The sequence below is a fragment of the Halodesulfurarchaeum formicicum genome, assembly GCF_001886955.1.
GTDB lineage: Archaea > Halobacteriota > Halobacteria > Halobacteriales > Halobacteriaceae > Halodesulfurarchaeum > Halodesulfurarchaeum formicicum.
The window spans coordinates 1,840,692-1,863,001 of record NZ_CP016804.1 but is presented as its reverse complement, the minus strand read 5'-3'; the positions used below and the strand labels follow the sequence as shown (position 1 = coordinate 1,863,001).

Annotated in this window: 23 protein-coding genes, 1 tRNA gene and 1 pseudogene; 15 read left to right on the top strand and 10 right to left on the bottom strand. The window is 65.6% G+C overall.

Annotation, left to right across the window (positions count from 1 at the left end):
• Positions 1–113 precede the first annotated feature (113 nt).
• The 3 genes and pseudogenes from HSR6_RS11030 to HSR6_RS09490 all read left to right on the top strand — a co-directional run.
• Positions 114–1,151, top strand: coding sequence for a hypothetical protein (locus HSR6_RS11030; RefSeq protein WP_071933464.1), 1,038 nt, complete (start codon positions 114–116; stop codon positions 1,149–1,151).
• Positions 1,152–1,334: 183 nt separating this feature from the next.
• Positions 1,335–1,613 (top strand): ribbon-helix-helix domain-containing protein, encoded by a 279-nt coding sequence (locus tag HSR6_RS09495; protein WP_070365648.1) that lies wholly within the window; start codon positions 1,335–1,337, stop codon positions 1,611–1,613.
• A pseudogene (locus HSR6_RS09490) lies at positions 1,606–1,866 on the top strand (type II toxin-antitoxin system RelE family toxin); the annotation flags it as partial. The gene HSR6_RS09495 and the pseudogene HSR6_RS09490, both read left to right, overlap by 8 nt.
• A 320-nt stretch (positions 1,867–2,186) precedes the next feature.
• On the opposite strand, the gene HSR6_RS09485 reads toward HSR6_RS09490, so the two are convergent.
• From HSR6_RS09485 to HSR6_RS09470, 4 genes are all read right to left on the bottom strand, one after another.
• A tRNA-Ile gene (locus HSR6_RS09485) sits at positions 2,187–2,260 on the bottom strand.
• A gap of 64 nt (positions 2,261–2,324) precedes the next feature.
• Positions 2,325–2,870, bottom strand: coding sequence for an FxsA family protein (locus HSR6_RS09480; protein WP_071933463.1), 546 nt, complete (start codon positions 2,868–2,870; stop codon positions 2,325–2,327).
• Between the two features lie 47 nt (positions 2,871–2,917).
• Positions 2,918–3,850 (bottom strand): GTP cyclohydrolase MptA, encoded by a 933-nt coding sequence (gene mptA / locus HSR6_RS09475; RefSeq protein ID WP_070365645.1) that lies wholly within the window; start codon positions 3,848–3,850, stop codon positions 2,918–2,920.
• A 49-nt stretch (positions 3,851–3,899) separates the two neighbouring features.
• The gene (locus HSR6_RS09470) at positions 3,900–4,721 is read right to left on the bottom strand and encodes an NAD(+)/NADH kinase (protein WP_071933462.1); all 822 of its coding nucleotides are present in this window, start codon (positions 4,719–4,721) and stop codon (positions 3,900–3,902) included.
• A gap of 83 nt (positions 4,722–4,804) precedes the next feature.
• Here HSR6_RS09470 and HSR6_RS09465 point away from each other — a divergent pair, with 83 nt between their 5' ends.
• Complete coding sequence (locus tag HSR6_RS09465) at positions 4,805–5,902, top strand: KaiC domain-containing protein (RefSeq protein ID WP_071933461.1); 1,098 nt, start codon at positions 4,805–4,807, stop codon at positions 5,900–5,902.
• Between the two features lie 49 nt (positions 5,903–5,951).
• Here the strand turns inward: HSR6_RS09465 and HSR6_RS09460 are convergent, their stop codons facing one another.
• Positions 5,952–6,944, bottom strand: a complete 993-nt coding sequence (locus HSR6_RS09460; protein ID WP_070365642.1) for a radical SAM protein — start codon at positions 6,942–6,944, stop codon at positions 5,952–5,954.
• A gap of 91 nt (positions 6,945–7,035) precedes the next feature.
• On the opposite strand from HSR6_RS09460, the gene HSR6_RS09455 reads away from it, so the two are divergent.
• On the top strand, positions 7,036–8,121 hold the full coding sequence (locus HSR6_RS09455; protein ID WP_071933460.1) for a DUF373 family protein: 1,086 nt from the start codon (positions 7,036–7,038) through the stop codon (positions 8,119–8,121).
• On the opposite strand, the gene HSR6_RS09450 is transcribed toward HSR6_RS09455, so the two are convergent.
• Genes HSR6_RS09450 through HSR6_RS09435 form a run of 4 tightly spaced genes read right to left on the bottom strand, consistent with a single transcriptional unit; the run spans position 8,118 to position 11,869 of the window.
• Positions 8,118–8,996 (bottom strand): polyprenyl synthetase family protein, encoded by an 879-nt coding sequence (locus HSR6_RS09450; RefSeq protein ID WP_070365640.1) that lies wholly within the window; start codon positions 8,994–8,996, stop codon positions 8,118–8,120. The genes HSR6_RS09455 and HSR6_RS09450 overlap by 4 nt on opposite strands.
• Positions 8,997–9,049: 53 nt before the next feature.
• The gene (locus tag HSR6_RS09445) at positions 9,050–10,006 is read right to left on the bottom strand and encodes an electron transfer flavoprotein subunit alpha/FixB family protein (RefSeq protein WP_070365639.1); all 957 of its coding nucleotides are present in this window, start codon (positions 10,004–10,006) and stop codon (positions 9,050–9,052) included.
• Complete coding sequence (locus HSR6_RS09440; protein ID WP_071933459.1) at positions 10,003–10,797, bottom strand: electron transfer flavoprotein subunit beta/FixA family protein; 795 nt, start codon at positions 10,795–10,797, stop codon at positions 10,003–10,005. Before HSR6_RS09440 ends, HSR6_RS09445 begins: the two co-directional genes overlap by 4 nt.
• Before the next feature lie 46 nt (positions 10,798–10,843).
• On the bottom strand, positions 10,844–11,869 hold the full coding sequence (locus HSR6_RS09435; protein WP_071933458.1) for a DUF7345 domain-containing protein: 1,026 nt from the start codon (positions 11,867–11,869) through the stop codon (positions 10,844–10,846).
• Positions 11,870–11,991: 122 nt separating this feature from the next.
• Between HSR6_RS09435 and HSR6_RS09430 the strand changes: the two genes are divergently transcribed.
• Together HSR6_RS09430 and HSR6_RS09425 are read left to right on the top strand one after the other, a co-directional pair.
• A complete protein-coding gene (locus HSR6_RS09430) occupies positions 11,992–13,158 on the top strand; it encodes a DUF7094 domain-containing protein (protein WP_070365636.1) in 1,167 nt (388 codons plus the stop codon).
• A gap of 37 nt (positions 13,159–13,195) precedes the next feature.
• On the top strand, positions 13,196–13,714 hold the full coding sequence (locus HSR6_RS09425) for a type IV pilin (RefSeq protein WP_071933457.1): 519 nt from the start codon (positions 13,196–13,198) through the stop codon (positions 13,712–13,714).
• Here the strand turns inward: HSR6_RS09425 and HSR6_RS09420 are convergent.
• Positions 13,670–14,293, bottom strand: coding sequence for a methyltransferase domain-containing protein (locus tag HSR6_RS09420; RefSeq protein WP_070365634.1), 624 nt, complete (start codon positions 14,291–14,293; stop codon positions 13,670–13,672). The genes HSR6_RS09425 and HSR6_RS09420 overlap by 45 nt on opposite strands.
• 126 nt (positions 14,294–14,419) lie before the next feature.
• Here HSR6_RS09420 and ahaH point away from each other — a divergent pair, with 126 nt between their 5' ends.
• The 8 genes from ahaH to HSR6_RS09380 are packed head-to-tail and all read left to right on the top strand — an operon-like array spanning position 14,420 to position 22,283.
• Positions 14,420–14,752, top strand: a complete 333-nt coding sequence (gene ahaH / locus HSR6_RS09415) for an ATP synthase archaeal subunit H (RefSeq protein WP_070365633.1) — start codon at positions 14,420–14,422, stop codon at positions 14,750–14,752.
• The gene (locus HSR6_RS09410) at positions 14,739–16,931 is read left to right on the top strand and encodes a V-type ATP synthase subunit I (RefSeq protein ID WP_071933456.1); all 2,193 of its coding nucleotides are present in this window, start codon (positions 14,739–14,741) and stop codon (positions 16,929–16,931) included. Before ahaH ends, HSR6_RS09410 begins: the two co-directional genes overlap by 14 nt.
• A gap of 7 nt (positions 16,932–16,938) precedes the next feature.
• Positions 16,939–17,181: a F0F1 ATP synthase subunit C gene (locus tag HSR6_RS09405; protein ID WP_070365631.1), complete on the top strand. Its 243-nt coding sequence runs from the start codon at positions 16,939–16,941 to the stop codon at positions 17,179–17,181.
• A 9-nt stretch (positions 17,182–17,190) separates the two neighbouring features.
• Positions 17,191–17,766 carry a V-type ATP synthase subunit E gene (locus HSR6_RS09400; RefSeq protein WP_070365630.1) on the top strand — a complete coding sequence of 192 codons (576 nt, stop codon included), beginning with the start codon at positions 17,191–17,193 and terminating at the stop codon, positions 17,764–17,766.
• Entirely contained in the window at positions 17,763–18,809 is a 1,047-nt protein-coding gene (gene ahaC, locus HSR6_RS09395; RefSeq protein ID WP_070365629.1) for an ATP synthase A1 subunit C, read from the top strand. The genes HSR6_RS09400 and ahaC overlap by 4 nt, the downstream gene beginning before the upstream one ends.
• A complete protein-coding gene (locus tag HSR6_RS09390; protein ID WP_070365628.1) occupies positions 18,806–19,141 on the top strand; it encodes a V-type ATP synthase subunit F in 336 nt (111 codons plus the stop codon). Before ahaC ends, HSR6_RS09390 begins: the two co-directional genes overlap by 4 nt.
• Complete coding sequence (locus HSR6_RS09385) at positions 19,138–20,883, top strand: ATP synthase subunit A (RefSeq protein WP_070365627.1); 1,746 nt, start codon at positions 19,138–19,140, stop codon at positions 20,881–20,883. Before HSR6_RS09390 ends, HSR6_RS09385 begins: the two co-directional genes overlap by 4 nt.
• A complete protein-coding gene (locus HSR6_RS09380; RefSeq protein WP_071933455.1) occupies positions 20,883–22,283 on the top strand; it encodes a V-type ATP synthase subunit B in 1,401 nt (466 codons plus the stop codon). Before HSR6_RS09385 ends, HSR6_RS09380 begins: the two co-directional genes overlap by 1 nt.
• The last annotated feature ends 27 nt before the right edge of the window (positions 22,284–22,310 follow it).

Genomic DNA, 22,310 nt, shown 5'->3' with positions numbered 1-22,310 from the left:
AGTTTCGAATCCCGACAAGGCCGTTTAATTCGACTGAACTGGGCGGAAATCGGCTAAGCAGTCTTCCCGGTTCATAGGTCTGGATACGTTACGGAATTTACGAACCTCCCGTCATGATACCAGTAAAATTCGGAACCGTAGCTGCCCTCGTGGTTTCGGTCCTCGTGATCGCTTCTGGCGCGACCGCCGCCATGGCGACACAGGGCTCGGGGCCACTCGGGGCCATGGACAACGGCGAACAGGGACCCGCGGACGGAATCGAAACAGATGGTGCGGTCAACATCACCGTCGACGGAACCGTCACACTCGGTGAGACAGTCACGCTTACCGCCAGCCGGGACGGCGAACCGGTCCGGTTCGCCGCTGTGAGTGTCAATGGTGAAGACACGTACGAGACTGACGAGAACGGGACCATCGCCGTCACGGTCCCGGACGACGATGAATTCGAGGTCGAGGTCGAAGCCGAACGGGAAGGCGAACTCGAAATCCCACTCGCGGATGAGGACACGGAAGCGACCGAAGACGACGACATGGATGAGAGTGACGAGGACGAGTCACTCGACCTCGGCGTGGATGGGAACGCCAGTGTCGGCGAGAACGTGACCATCACTGCTACCCACGCGGAATACCCGGTTGCTGGCGCAGCCGTGTCCGTCAACGGCGAGCACGTCGGTACGACCGACTCCAGCGGGACGATCACGGTGACCGTCCCCGAGGCGGACGAGTTTGAAGTCGAAGTCGAATACGAGGCGGCGGGTGAGCTCGAAATCCCACTCGAGTCGGCCGAGGAAGACGATGACGCGGACGAGGAGGGGCAGATCGACCTGGTCGTCGAAGGCACGCTCGAACCGGGTGCGAACCTGTCCGTCACCGCGCTGGACGCCGACGGTAACGCTATCAGCAACGCCACGGTGTCCGTCAACGACGAACCCGTCGGTGAAACCGGCGAAAACGGGACGCTGACCGTGACCGTTCCTGTCGATGACGAACTGGAGATCGAAGTCACCCACGCGGATCGGGACGGGGAGCTATCCGTCGACTTCGAGGACGCGGCGGACGAACACGATCACGACGACGAAGATGACGAGTACGAGGAGGACGGTGACGAAGAAGCGGACGATGACGACGATGCTGCGGGCTCCGAGGACTAAGGAAGTCGGTCCCACGCCGTCCCAGCCTGGTTTGAAGACCGTCTATGCTCGCTTTCCCGGTTGGTTTTGGCAATGGGGAATACTGTGGGAGGGAGCTTCAACATGTCTGTAGAACCATCAATTTTGGAATTCCCGTCCGGATTCAACCGAAGCTACTTACGTGATACGCATGTATCACACTACATGAGCACCGACAGTGACGCCGCTGGCGACGGAAAGATGGAGAAGATCAACGTCAGGGTGCCACAGTCGCTGTTGACACAAATCGACGAGGTCTGGGAGGAACGCGGCTACGCGAACAAGTCCGAATTTATCCGTGAGGCCCTTCGAAGTGCCGTCAATCCCCCGACGCAACTATCGACCGAAGCGCTGGAGCACCTCGCCGAGAGCCGAAAACAACGCGAGCAGGGCGAGACCGTTTCGCAGGACGATGTGAAGGGCCGTCTGGGCATCGATGACTGAGGTCGAGTGGACGCCGAAAGCCCTTGATTTACTGGCGGGGCTCGAAAAAGATGCGCAGGAGCGACTGGTCAAGAAACTCGACGAGGCGAAAGATTGGACCTCCCATCGCCTCGAGAAACTCACTGGGTATCCGTACCATAAACTCCGAGCGGGCGACTATCGGGCGATTGTCACGTGGGATCAGGCTGACGACGTCCTCGTTGTCGAGGCGGTCGGCCATCGACGGAATATCTACGACCGTCACCTCCCTCCCTCACGTATAGCAAGCGGAAGCCTCCCACTTAATGGCGGGGAGGATGTCAAGTTCGCGTATGGCTGACAGCGTGGATGTCTCGAGGATAACTGCGGCCGTGTGAGACAGCGGGTCCAAATTTTGCAGCCACGTCTCGCTACACAGCAAGCTGGTCGCTCCACGGTGTGGGTCTTCGAGAAGTGGGCCAGTGCGGGTTTGAACCGAAATCACGTCGCTCGCAGGCTCGCTCGTGATAGGGCTCAAATCCGCACACCCAATTTCGCCTCGCCATTCGCGACGAGCGACACAAGCGTCGCTCGTCGGCGAAGTGCCGTAAAATATGGGCCAGTGCGGATTTGAACCGCAAGCCTCCACCTTATCAGAGTGGCGCTCTACCTAATTGAGCTACTGGCCCTGACAACCCCGACTTGCCCGCTGGGAAGTAAAAGGGTTTCCTTTCGCCGGCCGGCGACGGGATCTCAGCGCTCCTCGGAGACGTCGTACTCCTCGGGTCCCAGGTCGATCGTATCGCCCGTCGATCCGCCGTCATTCGAGCCCGGCCCAGTCGTCCAGGGGCCGGCCCCGTCCCCACCCGATCCATCGGACCCAGGGAAGCCGGCCGTGTAGACTCGCCCTGTCGCGAAGCCGCCCGTTCGGCTGTCGATCATCGGCGTGATGACATAGCGCTTGAGCACGATCCGGATGGGCACTCGCGAGAGCGGGAGCGCGAGGAGAAAGCCCACCGCGTCGGTCACGAGCCCCGGCGTGAGCAGGAAGGCCCCCGCAGCGATGAGCAACCCGCCGTCGACGACCTGGTCGGTCGGCAACTCGCCCTCGGCCAGCGAACGCTGCATCCGTCGGAGTGTGTGTCGTCCTTCGGCTCTGACAAAGAGCATCCCCAGGAGGGCCGTGAGCACGACCAGCGCGACGGTCGGGGCCCAGCCGATCGTCCCGGCGACCACAACCAGGAGGGCGATGTCCGCGAGGGGAATCAGGAGCAGGCCGGCCAGGAGCAACCGCAACATGACTCCGGATAGCGGCTTAAGAAGTATAACCCTTCGGCCCTGGCCGACTACTCGCCGGTGACTTCTGCTCGCAACTCGTCCATCGTCGCGATCCGCTCGGCGTGGGCGTTGTGCTGGTGGATGGACTCCTCGTTCTCCTGTTTCATCGTGATGACGGCCTCGTCGTCGATCTCGTCACACTCCTCGACGACCTGCTCGGCCATCGAGCGCACACAGTCCTCGACGAACCGGGCGTTGGCGTGAGCGGCGTAGGTCATGTGGTCCTCGTCCGGGCGCTTTGCCATGTTGTAGATGCGGGCGCTCATGGCGTCCCGCGCGATCTCGACGAGATCACGGAAGTCCACGTCCGGCTTGCCGGGGGACTCGACGGTGAGGGTCGCATGCCCCCGCTGGGAGTGCCCGGCCTGGGGGACGCGACTGAGGAACTCCGTGACCTCCTCCTCACCCACGCCGAGGTCCTCGAGTTCCTCGCGGGCGCGCTCCTCGATCATACCCTGTGAGCAGGGACAGACAGTCATCCCGTCCACGCGGGCCCCAATCTCCTCGCGGGTCTCGCTGTCCTCGCTGGCGGTGGCACTGGCGATGAAGTCCACGCGGCTCTGAGTGGTTCGCCCGCTGGCGGGGGTCTCGTCGCGAATCATGTACTCGGCCTCCATCTGCACCATCGCCTTGGTGGTGTACTCGTGTTTCTGGAGGAGCCGCTCGGCGACTTCGCCACACATCTCTTCGACCTGGTAGACCGGTTCGCTGACCGCATCCTCCAGGGTCTCGTCGATGACCTCGAGGTTGCGGGACATGTCCAGTCCCTTGCGCTTGCGCGGCAGGTCCACGTAGACCTCGAACTCCGCCATGAGAACGAGTGGCCGACCGCTGCCACGGTTGATCTCGACGAGCTTCTCGACGCCGGTGACCCCGACCCGCTCCAGTCCGACGGTGACGTCCGGCTCGGTTGCCTGCACGTCCGGGAGATCGTGACTCATACACCCTCGGTTAGGGAGTCCCCACGTTTACCCTTTCCATTGCGGCCGATCACTCCAGCTTTCCGAGCGCCTCGAAGAACGCACTCCCCGGACCCGCAACTTTCGCGGGCGCTGCCGCCGAAATCGAGACTGTGGTCGGGGGCCGAATCGTCCGGTGCTCCGAGCCGTCACTGGAGACAACCGCCTCCGCCGCGCCCGTGATTTCGATCTCGATGTCCGCTTTCTCGGGCACCACGAGCGGTGGCATCGCGCTGGCGCCGGACATGGTAGTCACGACGAAGGCGTCCGTCCGGGGATGGACCAGCGGGCCCCCCTCGCTCAGATTGTACGCGGTGCTTCCCGTCGGAGTGGCGACGAGGACGCCGTCACAGTGGGTCTCCTCGTAGTGGGACTCGTCGATGCGGATGCTGGCCTCGATCCCATCGGCGTGACCCCGCCGTCGCCCCTGGACGAGGACTTCGTTGAGCGCGGGGGAAAGTGTCCAGTCCTCGCCTTTCAGTCGAACCCGGGGGACCTCCCGGTGGCGGATCGAGCCCGTTTCGCGATACTGGGCGACCTCCGTCTCGACGGCCTCGATGGCGTTTTCGGGGGCGACCGTGTTGAGAAAGCCGACTTCGCCCAGGTTGACGCCCAGGATCGGCGTGGCGCCGGCCCCGCGGGCCGCATAGAGGAAGGTGCCGTCGCCCCCGATCGAGACCACGAGGTCACAGCGGTCCATCGCGTCGAGCGAACAGGGCTCCCGGTCGAGTTTCTCGGCGGTGGCCTGGTCGGTCCGGACGGTGATCCCCTGTGTCTCCAGCCGCTCGATGACCGCCCCGGCCAGATCGACGGCCCGCTCGTTTGCCCGTTGTGCGACGACGCCCACGATCATACCGGGGCTGGGTGCCGGGCGTACAAAAAACGCTCTCCACGGGAAAGCTACTTGGGCCGACCCGACGAACTCCAGGCAACTGGATGGCCGAGGACACCGAGGAGGACTGGTTCGAACGGGCCCTCGCCGAGGAACCCGATCAAGATGAGCCTGCGGAGGCCGATGAAAGTGGGGTGCCCGATCAAGATGAGTCTGCGGAGGCCGATGAGGGTGAGGTGCCCGATCAAGATGAGTCTGCGGAGACCGATGAGAGTGGGGTGCCCGAGCCAGATGAGTCCGATACGGCCGAATCAAACGCGTTCCCGGATCTCTCTGCCGAGTCGGGCTCCGAAGCCGGCGATTCGGCGGCTGAGACCCCCGCCGAGGATGCCTTCGGAGCCGAGGCGGACGTGATCGACATCGACGTCTCCGAGACGGAGTCCTTCGGTTTCGACCTCGATGAAGGGGCTGAGGACGGCCTCGACGAGGAGGAATACCACGCGGACATCCCCCGCATCAACGTGGGCATCGAGGGCCTGGACGCGATGATCCAGGAGGGGGTTCCCGACCGCTCGCTTATGGCCGTCATCGGCGGGGCCGGCACCGGGAAGACCACCTTCGCGCTCCAGTTCCTCCAGGAAGCACTCCGAAACGACGGCAAGGCCGTGTTCATCACGCTGGAGGAAAACCGGGAGCGGATCCTTCGCAGCGCCAGTCAGAAGGGCTGGGACTTCGAGGCGGCCGTCGCGGACGGGTCGCTCGCCGTTCTGGACCTGGATCCAGTGGATATGGCCAACAGCCTGACGAGCATCCGCAGCGAGCTCCCCCGGCTGGTCGGGGACTTCGAGGCCGACCGCCTGGTCCTGGATTCGGTCTCGCTTCTGGAGATGATGTACGACGACCAGGCGACCCGGCGCACGGAGATCTATGACTTCGCGAACGCGCTGAAACGGGCCGGGGTCACCACGCTCGTGACCAGCGAAGCGTCGGAGGAGACGGCCTATGCCTCCCGATTCGGGATCATCGAGTATCTCACCGACGCGGTGTTCGTCCTGCAGTACGTCCGCCCGGAGGACTTCCAGGAGACCCGACTTGCCGTCGAGATCCAGAAGATCCGAGACGCGAATCACGCTCGGGAGAGCAAGCCCTACGAGCTTACGAGCGGCGGGATCGAGGTCTACCGGGACGCGACGATCTTCTGAGCTACAGAGAGCACAGGAGAGAGCCCACGACTTCAGTCGTGGGAGGGGGTCAAAGCGGTGTCTTTTCGACGACCTGCTCGTCCCAGGTCGGGTACTGCTCGATGATCGTGCCGCCCTCGATATCGCCTTCCTCGACCATCTCCTCCAAGAGCCACCAGGCGATCTCCACCTGCCCGTCCACGACTTCGTAGTACTCATCCGGAACGCCAAGTTCGTCCAGTCGGGCCGGCTCGGCCTCGGTCACGCCGTAGACGAGGGTGCCGTCGTCGGTGATCTCCTCGAACGGGCGGCTGACGTTCGGAGCCGTTCGCCGGAGGCGATTGCGATGCTGGGCGGCGTCCTTGAACGTGCTCGTACAGAAGTACACCTTCGGGTGCGAGACGAGTTCGGCCATGTCGTCCTCGCTTGCGCCCTCGACGGCGCTCATGTGGTCCGTGCGCCGGTCGTAGCCCTGTTCGTGCATCCGGCGGTAGTTCCCCTGGCTCATCTCGAACTCGTTGACGTTCACGAAGTCGACCGCGCCCTCCTCGATGAACTCCAGGAACTCGGTCTCGGCCTCGATCCCCGGGATCTCGAAGGCCGGCGTGAGCCCCTCCTCGCGGGCGATGTAGAGGATCTCCTCCCAGAAGGTGCCATGGATGTTCCCCCAGAGGGCCACCGGCGGGTGGAACCGGATCTCGTCCAGGCCCGCCTCGGCGAGATCCCGCATTATCTCCCGGTCGCCCGTGATGCCCGTATAGAGGTGGATGTGGTGGTCCGCCCCGAACTCGTCTTTCAGAAGCGAGATGTAGTGGGTCGTCCGCTCCATCGACTCCAGGGGTTCCCCGCCCGTGATCGAACTCCCCATCGCGTCCATCTTCCGGGCGGCTTCCAGGACGTCCTCGTCGGACTCGACGGGACGCTCGTTCGCGAAGACCTGATCGACGTTCTTCCGATTCTCCCCGAGCGGGCAGTAAAAGCAGTCCCGGTGATCACAGTAGCCGTGGACGAAAAGCACTAGCTTCCCACCGAGCGCACACTGCTCGCAACCCCGGGATATCATCGGCTGGGTTTGGCCGTCGCGGTTCAAAAGCGGCCCGGTCGAACGAGCCGGGCCGAAGACTCTTACCCCACCCCACCCGTAATTCCGTCCGATGCTGCTGGTCCTGTGTGTGGACCTGGACGACGACCTCGGTCGGAAGACCGGGATCCCGACGCCGGTCGTGGGTCGGAACGCGATCGAGCACGCCGCGGTATCCCTGGCCGAGGCCGACCCCGAGGACAGCGACGTCAACGTCCTCTTCGAGGGGGTCCACCTCCACGACAAGCTGGCCGGGGGCGACGAGCCAGTCGAAGTGGCCGCGGTGACGGGCGAGGAGCGCGGCGAAGTGGCCGCGAACCGGGCGGTGGGCCGCGAACTCGACGAGGTACTCGCGACACTGCAGGCGGACGAGGCGGTCCGGGTGATCGTCGTGACCGACGGGGCCCAGGACGAGAGTGTGATCCCGGTCATTCGCTCCCGGGTGCAGATCGATTCCGTCCGGCGGGTCGTCGTCCGACAGGCACAGGACCTCGAATCGATGTACTACACGATCAAACAGGTCCTCGATGACCCGGAGACTCGCGGGACGATCCTCGTCCCGCTCGGCGTTCTACTCCTGATCTATCCGCTCGCGGTCCTGGCGGATATGGTCGGGCTCCCCGGCTCGGTCCTGGGGGTTGGATCGGGCGCGCTGGGCCTGTATGCCCTCGTTCGCGGACTCGGCCTCGAAGACGCCATCGACGACTGGGTCTCCCGCGCCCGCGAGAGCCTCTACACCGGCCGGGTGACACTCATTACGTACATCGTGGCCGCAGCGCTGCTCGTCATCGGCGGGGTCGAGGGCATCGCCACCCTCGATTCGGTCCGGGTCGAGGCAGCCGTGGACGTGGGGACGATGCTCGCGGCGCTGTTCTACGGGGCGATCCGGTGGGTCGCGGCCGCGGCGCTCACGACGAGTTTCGGCCAGATAACTGATGAGTTCATCGCGGGGCGCTTTCGCTATCGCTATCTCAACGCGCCGGTCTACATCCTCGCCATCGGGGCCATCCTCCATACGATGAGTGCCTTCTTCCTCGGTCGGGTCGCGCTGGCGACCCTGGCGGCAGTCCTCACGGTCGGCACGCTCCTGAGCGTGCTGAGTACGCTCGCGATGGCCGTCGTCGAATCGGTCCGGGCCCGAAACGTGGCGGAGGCCTAGCGGTCCCGGTCGACCACGAACGTCGCGAGGTCTTCGAGGTACTGGCGGGCCTCGCTGTCCTCGACTGCGACCCGGTCGAGCGCAGCGAGGGCGGCTTCCGACTCCATGCGGGCCCGTTCGGTCAGTGTCTCCGGGTCCTCGCCGGTCACTCTGACGATCGACGGGCGGTCCATGGTGTCGTCCTGTCCAGTCGGCTTCCCCAGGTCCTCGGCGTCGGCCACCGAATCCAGCACGTCGTCCCGGATCTGGAAGGCAATCCCCACTCGCTCGGCGTACTCGCCGAGGGCGTCGATCGTGGCCGCGTCGGCGTCGGCGGCGATCGCGCCGAGTTCCGCGGCCGTCCGGAAGAGCGCGCCCGTCTTTCGCCGGGCCAGTTCCATGTACTCGGATTCCGAACTCGGTTGATCGACCAGTTCGACGGCCTCGCCCTCGCCGAGTTCCACCAGAGCCCGGGAGACCGACTCCAGGGCCCGGGAGTCCGCCGAAAAGAGTGCGAACGCCTCCCCGAGCAGGCCGTCGCTCGCGACGATGGCCGGGCCGTGTCCGTAGGCCGCCCAGGCACTCTCGCTCCCGCGGCGAAGGGCCGACTGGTCGATGATGTCATCGACCACCAGCGAGGCGTTGTGCACGAGTTCCACGCCCACCGCGAAATCGAGGGCCGTCTGGCCGTTCGGACCCAGGGATTCCGAATCGCTCGACCAGACCGACCCGCCGGCGGCTTCGCAGGCGAGCAGCGTCAGCGTCGGTCGCACCCGTTTCCCACCCGCGAGTACGACGTGTGCGAGTTCGTCTTCGAGTTCAGTCGGTTCGACCGCCGCGACGACCTCGCGAAGCCGCTCCTCGATGACGTCCCGGCGCGCCTCGACGTACTCCATCTACCGTAGGGTTGGGGCTCCGGCTTTAATACCTGCCGGGAGCCCCACGCCGTTCACCGGAGCTGGTCGGTGAGTTCCGGGATCACTTCGAAGAGATCGCCCACGATGGCCTGGTCCGCGATGTCGAAGATCGGGGCGTGGGGATCGGTGTTGACGGCGATGATCGTGTTCGCGCCCTTGATCCCCGCCACGTGCTGGACGGCCCCCGAGATCCCGACGGCGAGGTACACATCGGGAGAGACGGTCTTGCCGGACTGGCCGACCTGCCGGCTGGTGTCGAACCAGCCGTTGTCCACGAGCGGCCGGGACGCGGCGATGGTGGCATCCGTCACCTCGGCGAGGTCCTCGATCACCGAGAGGTTCGCTTCCTCGCCGATGCCCCGACCCACGCCGATCAGGAAGTCCGCGGCGGTCACGTCCACGTCGCCGGCTCCCGCCTCCTCGAAGCCCTCGACGTGCGAGTCGACCGCCGACTCCTCGATCTCGAACTCGAAGGCCTCGACGGGAACCGAACTGACGCCCCCGGCCCGCGCCCACTCGCCGGGCCGCAGGGTCACCACACACGGGCGCTCCGTGACGGTGACGGTGGCTTCGATCTTGGACTCGTAGAGACCGCGGGTGGTCCGGAGCCCCGCCTCGGTGACTTCCACGTCGATCACGTCTGTCACCAGTGGCAGGTCCAGATCGACGGCGACTGCCGGCACGTAGTCGAGCGCGTTGACGGTGTGGGGTGCGAGCACCACGGCGGGTTCGAGTGTTTCATAGAGCGCTCGGACTGCCTGGACGTAGACGTCGTGATTGAACTCGGCCCCGTCAGCGATCGTGTGGATCACGTCGACGCCGTCCCGGTTGAGCCGATCCGCGATCGCCTCGACGTTCCCGCCGATCACGGCCACGTGCAACTCCCCGTCCAGTTCCGCGGCCAGGTCCGCGCCAGCCTCGATGAGTTCGAGACTGACATCCCGAAGCTCCCCACGCCGGTGTTCGACGACCGCAAGCACGTCGCTCATTCCTGGACCACCCCCGATTCGATGAGTTGCTCTGCGATCGCCGTCGCCTGTTCGGGTGGGTCCCCCTCCACGTACTCGGTGTCCCCGCGACTCGGTGGCTCTGTGAGTTCACCTCGCTCGAGCCGGGGTTCGAGCCGGTCGGCCCCGACGCCCAGCTCAGCGGGGGTCTGTACGTCGATCTCCTGTTTCTGGGCCTCCTGGAGTCCTCTCAGGCTGGCGTACCGGGGGTCGTTGATCCCGGTCTGGATGGTTAGCACCGCCGGCAGCGAGAGGGTCGTGAGCTCCTCGATGCCACCCTCGAGTTCCCGTCTGACCCGGACGGAGTCGGCCTCACGATCGAGCGTGAAGTCGTTGACGACCGCGCCCCACTGCCAGCCGAGGGTGCGGGCCAGCGAGACGCCGGTCGACCCGTAGCCGTCGTCAGCCGCCTGGACGCCCGAGAGAACGAGGGTGGGTGCTTCGGCCTCGACGACGGGGGCCATGAGAGCCGCGCGGGTCGAGACGTCCTCCAGGGGGTCGCCTTCCAGGTCATCACCCCAGATCCGGATCGCCCGGTCGGCCCCTTTCGCGAGGGCCATCCGGATGGTGTCCGCCGAGCGCTCCGGCCCGATGGTCACGGTGACGACCTCCTCGGCGATCCCCTCCTCGCGGAGGGAGACGGCCGCCTCCAGGGCGTACTCGTCCCACTCGTTGAGATCATACTCCAGGTAGCGGTCGGCGACCGCCCCGTCCTCGATCTCGAAGTTGTCCGCGACGGCTGCCACCTCGGCGAAGGTGACCAGAATCTTCATCACCTGGGACTTCTCCGCCCCTGCCGTAAATCCTTCTGAAACTGCGCTACTCTTCGGATTCCTCGGGCAGGGAGATCAGGTTCTCCCGCCCGATCCGGAGTTTCTCGACCCGGCCCGCGGCTTCCATCGCTGAGAGCAACTGGGAGACCTTGGCGTTCGACCAGCGGGTCTCCTCGACGATCCGGGCCTGTTTCATCCGGCCGTCGTTCTCCCTGAGCAGCCGCTCGACCCGCTCCTCGTCGCTCAACAGGTCAGTATCGACGGCCGCCGTGTCGGACTCGGACTGCTCGCCCGCCCCAGCAGCCGGCGGTTCGTCGGTCGGCGGGGTCGTCTCGTCGGACTCTTCCGGCGCCGCGGTCCCGATCCCCAGCCCGCCGAGATAGTCGTTTCGCCACCCCAGGAGGAGCAGACCGCCGCCGACCACGGCTGCCAGCAGGCCCAGGGCTACCATCGGATCGAGGCCGATGCCGGGGACCGTGACCGTCTCGAAGACGACTCCCGGCTCGCCCGCCTCGAACTGCTGGGGCCCGTTCCAGCACAGTGCGCCGTCCACGATGTCCGTGGAGGGGGTGGCCGTCTGGACCCGATAGCCGGAGGGCGGCTCGATAGTGAGGGTCTGGTCGGCCGCGAGGTCACCGAACCAGCCCCCGGCGAAGGCCGACTCGACTGACACCTGCTTTTCGGTGACCACGGCGAAGTTCGTCCAGGTGAACGTGAGGGTGAGCGTCCCGGTGACGTTCTCGGACTCGGTCACCGAACTCGATCGATCGACTGCCGTGATCTCCATGTCCCGGTCTGTCTGTGCGGCCACCTGGTCGGCCGCGCTCCGGAAGGTGTCCACGCTCGGGCCCGGCCCGGTGCCCGCCTCGAACTCGGACCGGAGCTGGTCGAAGGCCGCCCGGTCGGCGTCGGATTCGAGGGTGTAGCTCGTCGAGACCGTCCAGACGGCATCACCCGTCTCCTGGATCTCGACGGCGAAGGTCGTCTCCTCGTGGGTGGGAGTCGCCGCGGCTGGGGCGGCCACACCGAGCAGGAGGGCGAGGAGGACACCGACCAGGAGGGCCCGTCGCATCGTCTGGTGCTGGCCCGGGGACGGGCAAAGAACTTTCCATTGGTACGACGCCGATCGAAGTCGATCAACTCGTCGTCTGGCGCTCCGCATTGTTTTTGACGGCCGATGCCAAAGTGGGGCGTATGAATCGCCCGCTCATCGCGATCCTCGCGGGGCTTTTGCTCGTGACGAGCGTGCTTTCGGTCCCCGGCGTGGCCGCCCAGGCCACCACGAACGAGCGACTGGCCCCGGTCGAGGGTGCGGCTTCGAACACCACACGCATGCTGCACCTCGATACGGCCGATCGGCGCGGGTTCGGCACGGCCTCGACATCCGTGACAGCCGCGGTGGGGAGCGAGGCGGGCGCGGGGGCGGCGACCCTTACCCAGTACGCGGTGGCCCAGGAGTTCGAAAACTCGCCGTCGGCGGGTGAACGGGCCCTCGACGAGGCGATCGCGGTCTCGGCGGACCGAATCGTGGCCCTCGAAACCCGGGAACAACGTGCTCGTGACCGCTTTCGCGCGGGCGAAATCGAGATGGAACAGTATCTCGCGGTGCTGGGTTCGGTGAACCGCGAGGCCCACGCCATCGAGTCCTCCCTCGATCACTTCGAGACGCGTGCCCAGAACGAGAGTCTGCAGGACCGCGTCCGCGCCCTCCAGACCGACACTGCTCGATACGTCGGGCCGATCGCGGACGCGGTGGGGAGTGCAGTTGCCGGCGGGCCCGAGACCGACCGGATCTACGTCGCCGCCGCGGACCACGGGGTCGTCCTCGGCGGGCTCCGAGGCGGGCAGTACGTCCGGGAGGCCACCCGGACCGATGCCCGGGACGGGACCGTCGGCACGATCGACCTGGGGGCCGCCCAGGACCGGATCGGTGAACTCTACCCCTGGGCCTGGACGAACAAAGGCGACGTCAGCATCAACACCGTCGGTGCCGATGTCTTCCGATTCCAGCTCTCACACGACCACGGGCGACTGAACAGTCTGCTCGACACCTCCTCGGGGAACGTCTACCGCGAGGTCCAGCAGAAGTCCCTCGCAACCCTCCCCGTCGCGCCCGGGCCGTCGACGACTGCCGGGAACCTGACACTCCGGGTTTCGGCTGCCGATCCCGGATCGCCGCTGCGGGTGCAAGTGACAAACGAGTCCGGGGGCCAGGTGCCGGCATCGGTATCGATAAACGGCACCTACGCGGGCCAGACCGGGCCCGAATCGAGTGTCTGGACGCTCGCCCCACCCGAGAACTTCACAGTGACCGCCGAGGCCGACGATCAGGAACTCGAACTCGACGTGGATCCTCGCTAGCCTAGGTTTAAGTCGGGGGACCGGGCCAACCCGGCCCATGACTCGTGCCGTCTCTCCGATCCTCGGGACACTCCTGCTGACCGCGATCACCGTCGTGCTCGTCGCCGTCCTGGTCAGTACGCTCGGTGCGGCCTCGCTCGGTGGCGTCGTGGCCGGCCCGGACGCCGGCGACGCCACGAACTTCGTCCGGCTCTCCGCTACTGCGACCGCTGACGGTGAGATCACCCTCACACACGAGGGCGGTGACCCGGTCGACCTGTCCCATGCCTCGGTTCACATCACTGTGGACGGAACGCCACTGCAGGAGCAACCGCCGGTCCCCTTCTTCTCGACGGCGGGCTTCGAGCCGGGGCCGACGGGGCCGTTTAACTCCGCTGCGGACCCGACCTGGTCGATCGGCGAGCAGGCCTCGCTCACCGTCTCCGGGTCGAACGAGCCGTCGCTCGCAGTCGGTGACACTGTGCAGGTCGAACTCGTTCGGGACGGGCGCCCCCTCGGTAGTGCCAGCAGTTCAGTGCTCGGGGACGACGCCGACGGAGACGATGGCGAGGTTTGACTTGTACTTCGAGCCGACGACCTCGTGGCGGGTCTCTTCGAACCCGGCGGCCTGGAACATCTCCTCGGCTTCTGCCTCGTCGTAGAAGAGCATGATCGCGTCCACGATCCGCCGGCCGATCCAGGAGTCGGGGTAGTACGGGCCGACGACCACGACCCGTCCGCCCGGTTTGACGACCCGGCGCATCTCGGCCAGCCCCTGGACGGGGTTGGGCCAGTACTCGATCGAGCCGGAGGACCAGGCGTGATCGAAGGTGTTCGACCGGACGGGGAGGTTCTCGGCGTCGCCCATGGTGAACCCGAGTAGCTCGCGCTCGTCCAGGCGTTCCCGGGCCTTTGCCATCTGGTGGGGGCTCTGGTCGACGCCCAGGATGTTATCAGTCGTCTGCTTGAGCCCCTCGGTGCCGAAACCGGTGCCACAGCCCACGTCGATGACCCGGTCTGTCGGTTCCAGATCGAGCAGTTCCAGCGCCTCCGCGCGCATCGGTTCGGTAAAGACGAACGCGTTGACCCGGTCGTACACCTTCGAGAGGTACTTGTAGAAGTACCGCGCTCGGGTCTTGTCCTCCAGGACGCCCATTGTGCCCCGATAGGGCGGTGGCTCCCTTTAGCGCTTGCTTTCCGGACAGCCGATCCTGGCCGGGTGCGCTGTCGTGGTTCCGCAACTCCCAAATACGCGCTCTTGGTACCACTCCCTAGATATCAGATGCCGAGGCCAGAGGTTCTCGAATCGATCAAGGCGGCTGAATCGGACGCCGAGGAACGCGTCGCCGCCGCCCGGGAGGAGGCCGAGGAGATTCTCGCCCAAGCCAGGCGCGACGCCGAGGAGATCGTCTCCGAGGCGGAATCCGAGGCCCGGGCGCACCGGGAGGAAGAACTCGAGGCGGCTCGCGAGGCGGTCGAATCCGAGCGCGAGGAGATCCTCGAAGCCGGCGCCGAGGAGCGCGAACAACTGAAAGCGGACGCCGAGGCCCACATCGAGGACGCCGTGGACCTCGCACTCGAACGGTTCACGGAGGCGGTGCATGCTCAGACCTGAGCGAATGAGCAAAGTCTCGGTGGCGGGCTCGACCCAGGTCATCGAGCCGGTCATCGAAGCCATCCACGACCTCGAACTCGTCCACCTCTCGGAGTACGAAGGCCAGATCGAGGGCTTCGAGACGGGGGCCCCGCTCTCGGGGGCCGAGTCCGCGGCGGATCAACTGGTCACCGTTCGGTCCCTGCAGTCCATGCTCGACATCGAGGGGGCAGCGGTGGACCAGAAGCGGATCCTCGACCGGGAGACCGTTCCCGACCGTCTGGAGTCGATCCGGGAGACGGTGACGGACCTGGACGATCGTCGCTCGGAGATCCGATCGGAGCTTACCCGGGTCCGGGACGAGATGGACTCGGTCGACCCCTTCGTCGATCTGGGGATCGATTTCGATCTCCTCCGGGGCTACGAGAACCTCTCGGTGATGGTCGGCACGGGTGATCGCGAGGCCGTCGAAGACACGCTCGCGGACGCCGAGGAGATCGAGGCCTTCGAGGTCTTTGCCGGGACGGACGTGCTCGCGGTCTTTGCCTACCCCAGCGAGCCGTCCCTGGAGGACGCCCTGGTCGGGGTGGAGTTCACGGAGTACGAGATTCCGGACGGCGAGGGCGAACCCGAGGCCTACCTGGAGCAGCTCGAAGCACGGCAAGCGGAGCTCGAAGCCGACCTCGAATCGGTCGAAGCCGACCTCGACGCGGCTCGCGAGGAACACGCCGAGTTCCTTCTGGCCGTCGAGGAGGCCCTGAGTATCGACGTTCAGAAGGGGGAAGCGCCGCTGCGGTTCGCGACGACCGAGCACGCCTTCGTGGCCGAGGGCTGGCTCCCGGCCGAGGAGTTCGAGACCTTCGAGACCGCGGTCAGTGAGGCGGCTTCGGGACGGGTCGCGATCGACCAGATGGAGGTCGCCGAGCACGGCGAGTACGTGCCCACACACGACGACCACGAAGCTGACGGCGAAGAACCCACTGCGGAGAGCCCGGCCGAGGACGTGGCCGCGGACGGTGGCAACGTCGAACTCGAATCCGGGGACTCCCCGCCGGTGGTCCTCGATAATCCCGCCTTCGCCAAGCCCTTCGAACTGCTCGTCAAGGCGATCAACCGACCGACCTACTGGGAACTCGACCCGACGATCCCGATCCTGCTCACCTTCCCGATCATGTTCGGCTTCATGATCGGCGACCTGGGCTACGGTGCGCTCTATGCCGGTATCGGGTACCTGATCGTCTCGCGGGTCGACAGCGACGGACTCCGGAGCCTGGGCGGGATCGCCGTCTGGGCCGGCGTCTTCACGATGCTCTTTGGCGTGCTCTACGGCGAGATATTCGGGCTCCACGGGCTCGGTGACGTGGTCTGGGGTGGCCACCCGCCGCTCCATAAGGGACTCCAGCCGAACTTCCTGGCCTACGCACAGGCCTGGCTGTTCCTGAGTCTCTTCGTCGGGCTCTTCCACCTGACAGCGGGCTATGTCTTCGGGTTCGTCAACCTGCTGGGCCACGGGCTCAAGGACGCCTTCCTGGAGAAGGGCTCCTGGGTCGTCCTGATGGGCGGCATGTGGCTGTGGATCTTCAGCACTCACGCCGCCGGCGCGAAGCCCGACCTGCTCTATACGGTTTTCAACCGAGCCGGCGCGACGATCCCGTCGGGCACGACGCTCACCGCCGATCAGGTGGCCTTCGGCCTCGGATTCGGTGGGTTCCCCGAGACTGTGGGGCTGGTCGGGCTGGCGCTGGCCGGAATCGGCCTGACGCTTTTGCTCCTGGGTGAGGGCGGTATCGGCGCGCTGGAGAGTCTCAACGTGCTGGTGAACGTGCTCTCCTACACCCGGATCGCGGCCGTCCTGCTCGCGAAGGCCGGGATGGCCTTCGTGGTGAATCTGCTCTTCTTCGGGGCCTACCAGGACCCCGAGGGTCTGTTCCACTTCCTGGTGATCGGCGGGCACGCCCACGCGCCCGAGGGGGCGTCAGTCCTCTTCGAGGGCCTGGTCAATATGGGCCCGATCGGCTGGCTGGGCGGCCTCCTCGTGCTGTTCGTCGGGCACCTCCTGGTGCTCGCGCTGGGCATCACGAGCGCCGGTCTCCAGGCCGTTCGCCTGGAGTATGTTGAGTTCTTTGGGAAGTTTTATGAAGGCGGTGGGGCGAACTACAACCCGTTCGGATACACCCGCCGGTATACGACTACGGACTGAGTAACCCATGCTAGAAGCACTCACAAACGTCGCCGGTCTACTCGCACAGGAACTGATCTCCCCGACGGCTGCTGCCGCGCTGGCAGTCGGGCTTGCAACAATCGGTGCCGGGATGGCCGAGCGCAGTATCGGGGCCGCCGCGATGGGGGCCATCGCCGAGGACGAGGACCTCTTCGGGCAGGGCCTGATCCTGACGGTCATTCCCGAGACGCTGGTGATTCTGGCACTCGTCACGATCTTCGTGGTCTAAGGCCAACCAATGAGTCTTGATACGGTCGTCGCGGACATCCGGGAGGAAGCCGAGGATCAGGCCGAACAGATCCTCGCTGATGCCGAGGCGGAGGCCGAGGCCATCCGGGCCGAGGCCGAGACCGAGGCGGCGGAGATCCACGAGACGGCCGAAGCCGAAGCCGAGAACGAGATCGCTCGCCTTCGCGAGCAACGTCTCTCGAGCGCGAAACTCGAGGCCAAACAGCAGCGACTCGAGGCCAGACGGGACGTGCTGGGGACGGTTCGCGAGCGGGTCGAGGACGCGATCGAGGACCTGCCCGAGGCGGACCGTCGCGAACTCACGGAGGCGTTGCTGGCCGACGCCGTCACGGAGTTCGACGAGGCTGCTGTCTACTGCCGGGCCGAGGACGAATCGCTCGTCGAGGACCTCCTCGAGGACTACGACGGGTTCGAACTCGCCGGCGAGACTGACTGTCTCGGCGGTGTGGTGCTCGAAGGCAGCGACGGACGGATCCGGGTCGACAACACCTTCGACTCGACCCTGGAGACTGTCTGGGACGAGCACCTGAAAGAGTTGAGTGACGTGCTCTTCGAGGAGCAATGACGAACCGCTCGGCCAACTACGAGTACGTCGTCGCCCGCGTTCGGCACCGACGTGCCTCCCTGTTCGCCGAGGAGGACTATCGGAAGCTACTCGGGATGGGACTGGGCGGCATCGCCCGTTTCATGGAGGAGTCCCCCTACCAGGCCGAGATCAACGATCTCGGGGCTCGGTACAGCGGCGTCCAGTTGATCGAGTACGCCCTGAACCGGAACCTCGCCCGGGCGTTCGACGACTTGCTCCGGTTCTCGGAGGGAGAACTGTACGAACTGGTGGCCCGGTACCTGCGGAAGTTCGACGCCTGGAACCTGAAGACGGTCCTCCGGGGTCGGTTTTCCGACGCCGAGGACGAGGAGATCGAGGAGAACCTCATCGACGCCGGCGAACTCGAACCGGAGTTTCTGGACCGCCTGATCGCGGCCCCCGACATCGAGGCCATCGTCGAGATCATCGAGGAGACGACCTTCGGTGACGCGGTCGTCGAGGCCTACCCCGATTACGAGGAGACTGGGCTGCTCACACCCCTGGAAAACGCGATCGACCGGGCGTACTACGAGGGCCTGCTGGAGGACCAGATCCCGGATGAGGGGCCGATGGCGCTCTACGCCGAGTTCCTCAGGACCGAGATCGACTTCCGGAACGTGCGAAACGTCCTCCGAATCGTCCGCTCCGGCGCGGAGATCGACCCTCGCGAGTACTTCATCGAGGGTGGCCAACTTTTCGACAGCGAGGAGATCGCACAGTTGGCGACCGACCAGGACCAGTTGATCACCCACCTCCGGGAGAGCCGATACGGCAAGCATCTCGGGCCGGCGATCGACTCCCTCGATGCCGAGGCCAACCTCACCCAGTTCGAACGGGCACTCGACGAGGCGCTGCTCTCCTTTGCGGATCGTCTCTCGCATGTCTACCCGCTTTCGGTCTGTCCGGTCCTGGCCTACATCCTCGCCAAGGAGCGTGAAGTGGACAACATTCGGGCTATCGCCCACGGCAAGGAGACCGGACTTGACCGGTCGACGATCGAGAACGAACTGGTGATGCTATGAGCCAGGAGATCGCCGTCATTGGGGCCCCCGAGTTCACGACCGGCTTCCGGCTGGCCGGGGTCCGAATCTTCGAGAACGTCAGGGACGGGGAGAAAGACGATCGCCTCGACGACGCCGTCGAAGCGGTTTACGATCGGGAGGACGTCGGCATTATCATCATGCACGCCGAGGACCTCGATCACCTCTCCGCGAACACCCGGCAGATCGTCTCCGAGAGTATCGAACCGACCTTCGTCACGCTCGGAGGCGGGGCAGCGGGCGCGACGGGCCTGCGCGAACAGATCAAACGCGCGATCGGTATCGACCTGATGGACGAGGAGGATTCCCAATGAGTGACACAACGACAGCACACGGTCAAATCAACAGCGTGAGCGGTCCAGTCGTGACCGCCACGGGCCTCGACGCCCAGATGAACGACGTCGTATACGTCGGCGAGGAAGGGCTGATGGGCGAGGTCATCGAGATCGAAGGCGACGTGACGACGATCCAGGTTTACGAGGAGACCTCCGGGGTTCGACCGGGCGAACCGGTGGAGTCGACGGGGGAACCGCTCACGGTCGATCTGGGGCCGGGACTGCTCGACTCGATCTACGACGGTGTCCAGCGCCCCCTGGAGATCCTCGAAGCGGAGATGGGTGCGTTCCTCGACCGCGGGGTCGACGCCCCGGGGATCGACCTGGATGAGACCTGGGAATTCGAGCCCACCGTCGAGGAAGGCGACGAGGTCGAGCCCGGTGACGTGGTCGGGATCGTCGAGGAGACCGTCTCCATCGAGCACAAGATCATGGTGCCGCCGGACTACGAGGGCGGCGAGGTAACTGCCGTCGAGGCGGGCACCTACACCGTCGACGAGCCGGTCGTGACCCTGGACAACGGCGAGGAGGTCACGATGCACCAGGAGTGGCCGGTTCGGACCGCCCGGCCGAGTGCGGAAAAGCAGACGCCGACGACGCCGCTGATCTCCCGGCAGCGCATCCTCGACGGGCTCTTCCCGCTCGCGAAGGGCGGGACGGCGGCGATTCCGGGCCCCTTCGGTTCGGGAAAAACGGTGACACAGCACCAACTTGCGAAGTGGGCCGACGCCGACATCGTCGTCTACGTCGGCTGTGGCGAGCGCGGGAACGAGATGACCGAGGTCATCGAGGACTTCCCGGAGCTGGAGGACCCGATCTCGGGCAACCCGCTGATGGCTCGCACCACGCTGATCGCGAACACTTCCAACATGCCGGTCGCGGCCCGCGAATCCTCGGTCTACACGGGGATCACGATGGCCGAGTACTTCCGGGACATGGGCTACAACGTCGCCCTGATGGCCGACTCCACCTCCCGGTGGGCCGAGGCCATGCGCGAGATCTCCTCCCGGCTGGAGGAGATGCCGGGCGAAGAGGGCTATCCCGCCTACCTCGGTTCGCGGCTGGCCCAGTTCTACGAACGGGCCGGCTACTTCGAGAACATCAACGGGACCGAGGGCTCGGTCTCGGTCATCGGGGCGGTCTCGCCGCCCGGCGGTGACTTCTCCGAGCCGGTCACCCAGAACACCCTCCGCATCGTGAACGTCTTCTGGGCGCTCGACGCCGATCTCGCCGAGCGCCGGCACTTCCCGGCGATCAACTGGAACGAGTCCTATTCGCTGTATCGCGACCAGCTCGACCCCTGGTACGAGGAGAACGTGGCCCGGGACTTCCCGGAGCTTCGACAGTGGGCGATCGACACGCTCGACGAGGAGACCGAACTCCAGGAGATCGTGCAGCTCGTGGGCAAGGACGCTCTGCCGGAGGACCAGCAACTCACCCTGGAGATCGCCCGGTACATCCGGGAGGCCTGGCTCCAGCAGAACGCGTTCCACGACGTGGACACCTCCTGTACGCCGGAGAAGACCTACCGAATGCTACAGGCGATCAACACCTTCGACGAGGCCGCCTTCGACGCCCTGGAGGCCGGCGTGCCCGTCGAAGAGATCACCGACATCGAGTCGCTGCCTCGACTCAACCGGATGAACACGTCCGAGGACTGGGAGCCGTTCATCGAGGAGGTCGAGGAGGAAATCACCACGCAACTCGAGGAGCTGTACTGATGAAGGAATATCGTACTATCACGGACGTGAGCGGCCCGCTGGTGTTCGTCGAGACCGACGAGCCGATCGGCTACGACGAGATCGTCGAGATCGAGACGCCGGACGGGGAGGTAAAGCGGGGACAGGTACTGGAGACATCCGGCGAGGTCGTCGCCATCCAGGTCATGGAGGGCACCGAGGGGATCGGCCGGGACGCGTCGGTTCGCTTCCTGGGTGAGACACTCAAGATGCCCGTAACCGAGGGGCTTCTCGGTCGTGTGCTGGACGGTTCGGGGCGGCCGATCGACGGCGGGCCGGAGATCGTTCCGGACAAGCGCCAGGACATCGTCGGCGCGGCGATGAACCCCTACGCCCGGGAGTATCCACGCGAGTTCATCCAGACGGGAATCTCCGCGCTGGACGGCATGAACACGCTCGTTCGTGGCCAGAAGCTGCCGCTTTTCTCCGGTTCCGGGCTCCCGCACAACGATCTCGCCCTGCAGATCGCTCGCCAGGCGACGGTGCCAGAAGAGGAGGAGAGCGAGGGCGAATCGGAGTTCGCCGTCGTCTTCGGCGCGATGGGAATCACGCGCGAGGAGGCAAACGAGTTCATCAACGACTTCGAGCGCACGGGCGCCCTTGAGCGCTCGACGCTCTTCTTGAACCTCGCGGACGACCCGGCAGTCGAGCGGACGATCACGCCACGCCTGGCCCTGACCACCGCGGAGTACCTGGCCTTCGAGAAGGGCTATCACATTCTGGTCATCCTCACGGACATGACCAACTACTGTGAGGCCCTGCGGGAGATCGGCGCGGCCCGCGAGGAGGTTCCGGGTCGACGTGGCTACCCCGGGTACATGTACACCGACCTGGCCCAGCTCTACGAGCGGGCCGGCCGCATCGAGGGCCGGGAGGGGTCGATCACCCAGATCCCGATTCTCACGATGCCCGGTGACGACGACACCCACCCGATCCCGGACCTCACGGGGTACATCACCGAGGGACAGATCTACGTCGATCGCTCGCTCAACTCCCAGGGTATCGAGCCACCGGTCGACGTGCTCCCGAGTCTCTCCCGGCTGATGGACGAGGGGATCGGCGAAGGACTCACCCGCAAGGACCACGGTGACCTCTCCGATCAGCTGTATGCGGCTTATGCGGAGGGCGAGGACCTTCGTGACCTGGTGAACATCGTCGGTCGCGAAGCGCTCTCGGATCGGGACAACACCTATCTCGACTTCGCGGACCGCTTCGAGGACGAGTTCGTCGACCAGGGATTCGACACCGACCGCTCCATCGAAGAGACCCTGGATATCGGCTGGGAGCTGGTGTCGATGTTCCCGAAGGCCGAACTCAACCGGATCGACGAGGAGTTCATCGAGGAGTACTACCGCGAGGACGTCGGCGAAGTCGAGGCCTAGTCCACGCGAACCTTTTTGTGCCGGTCC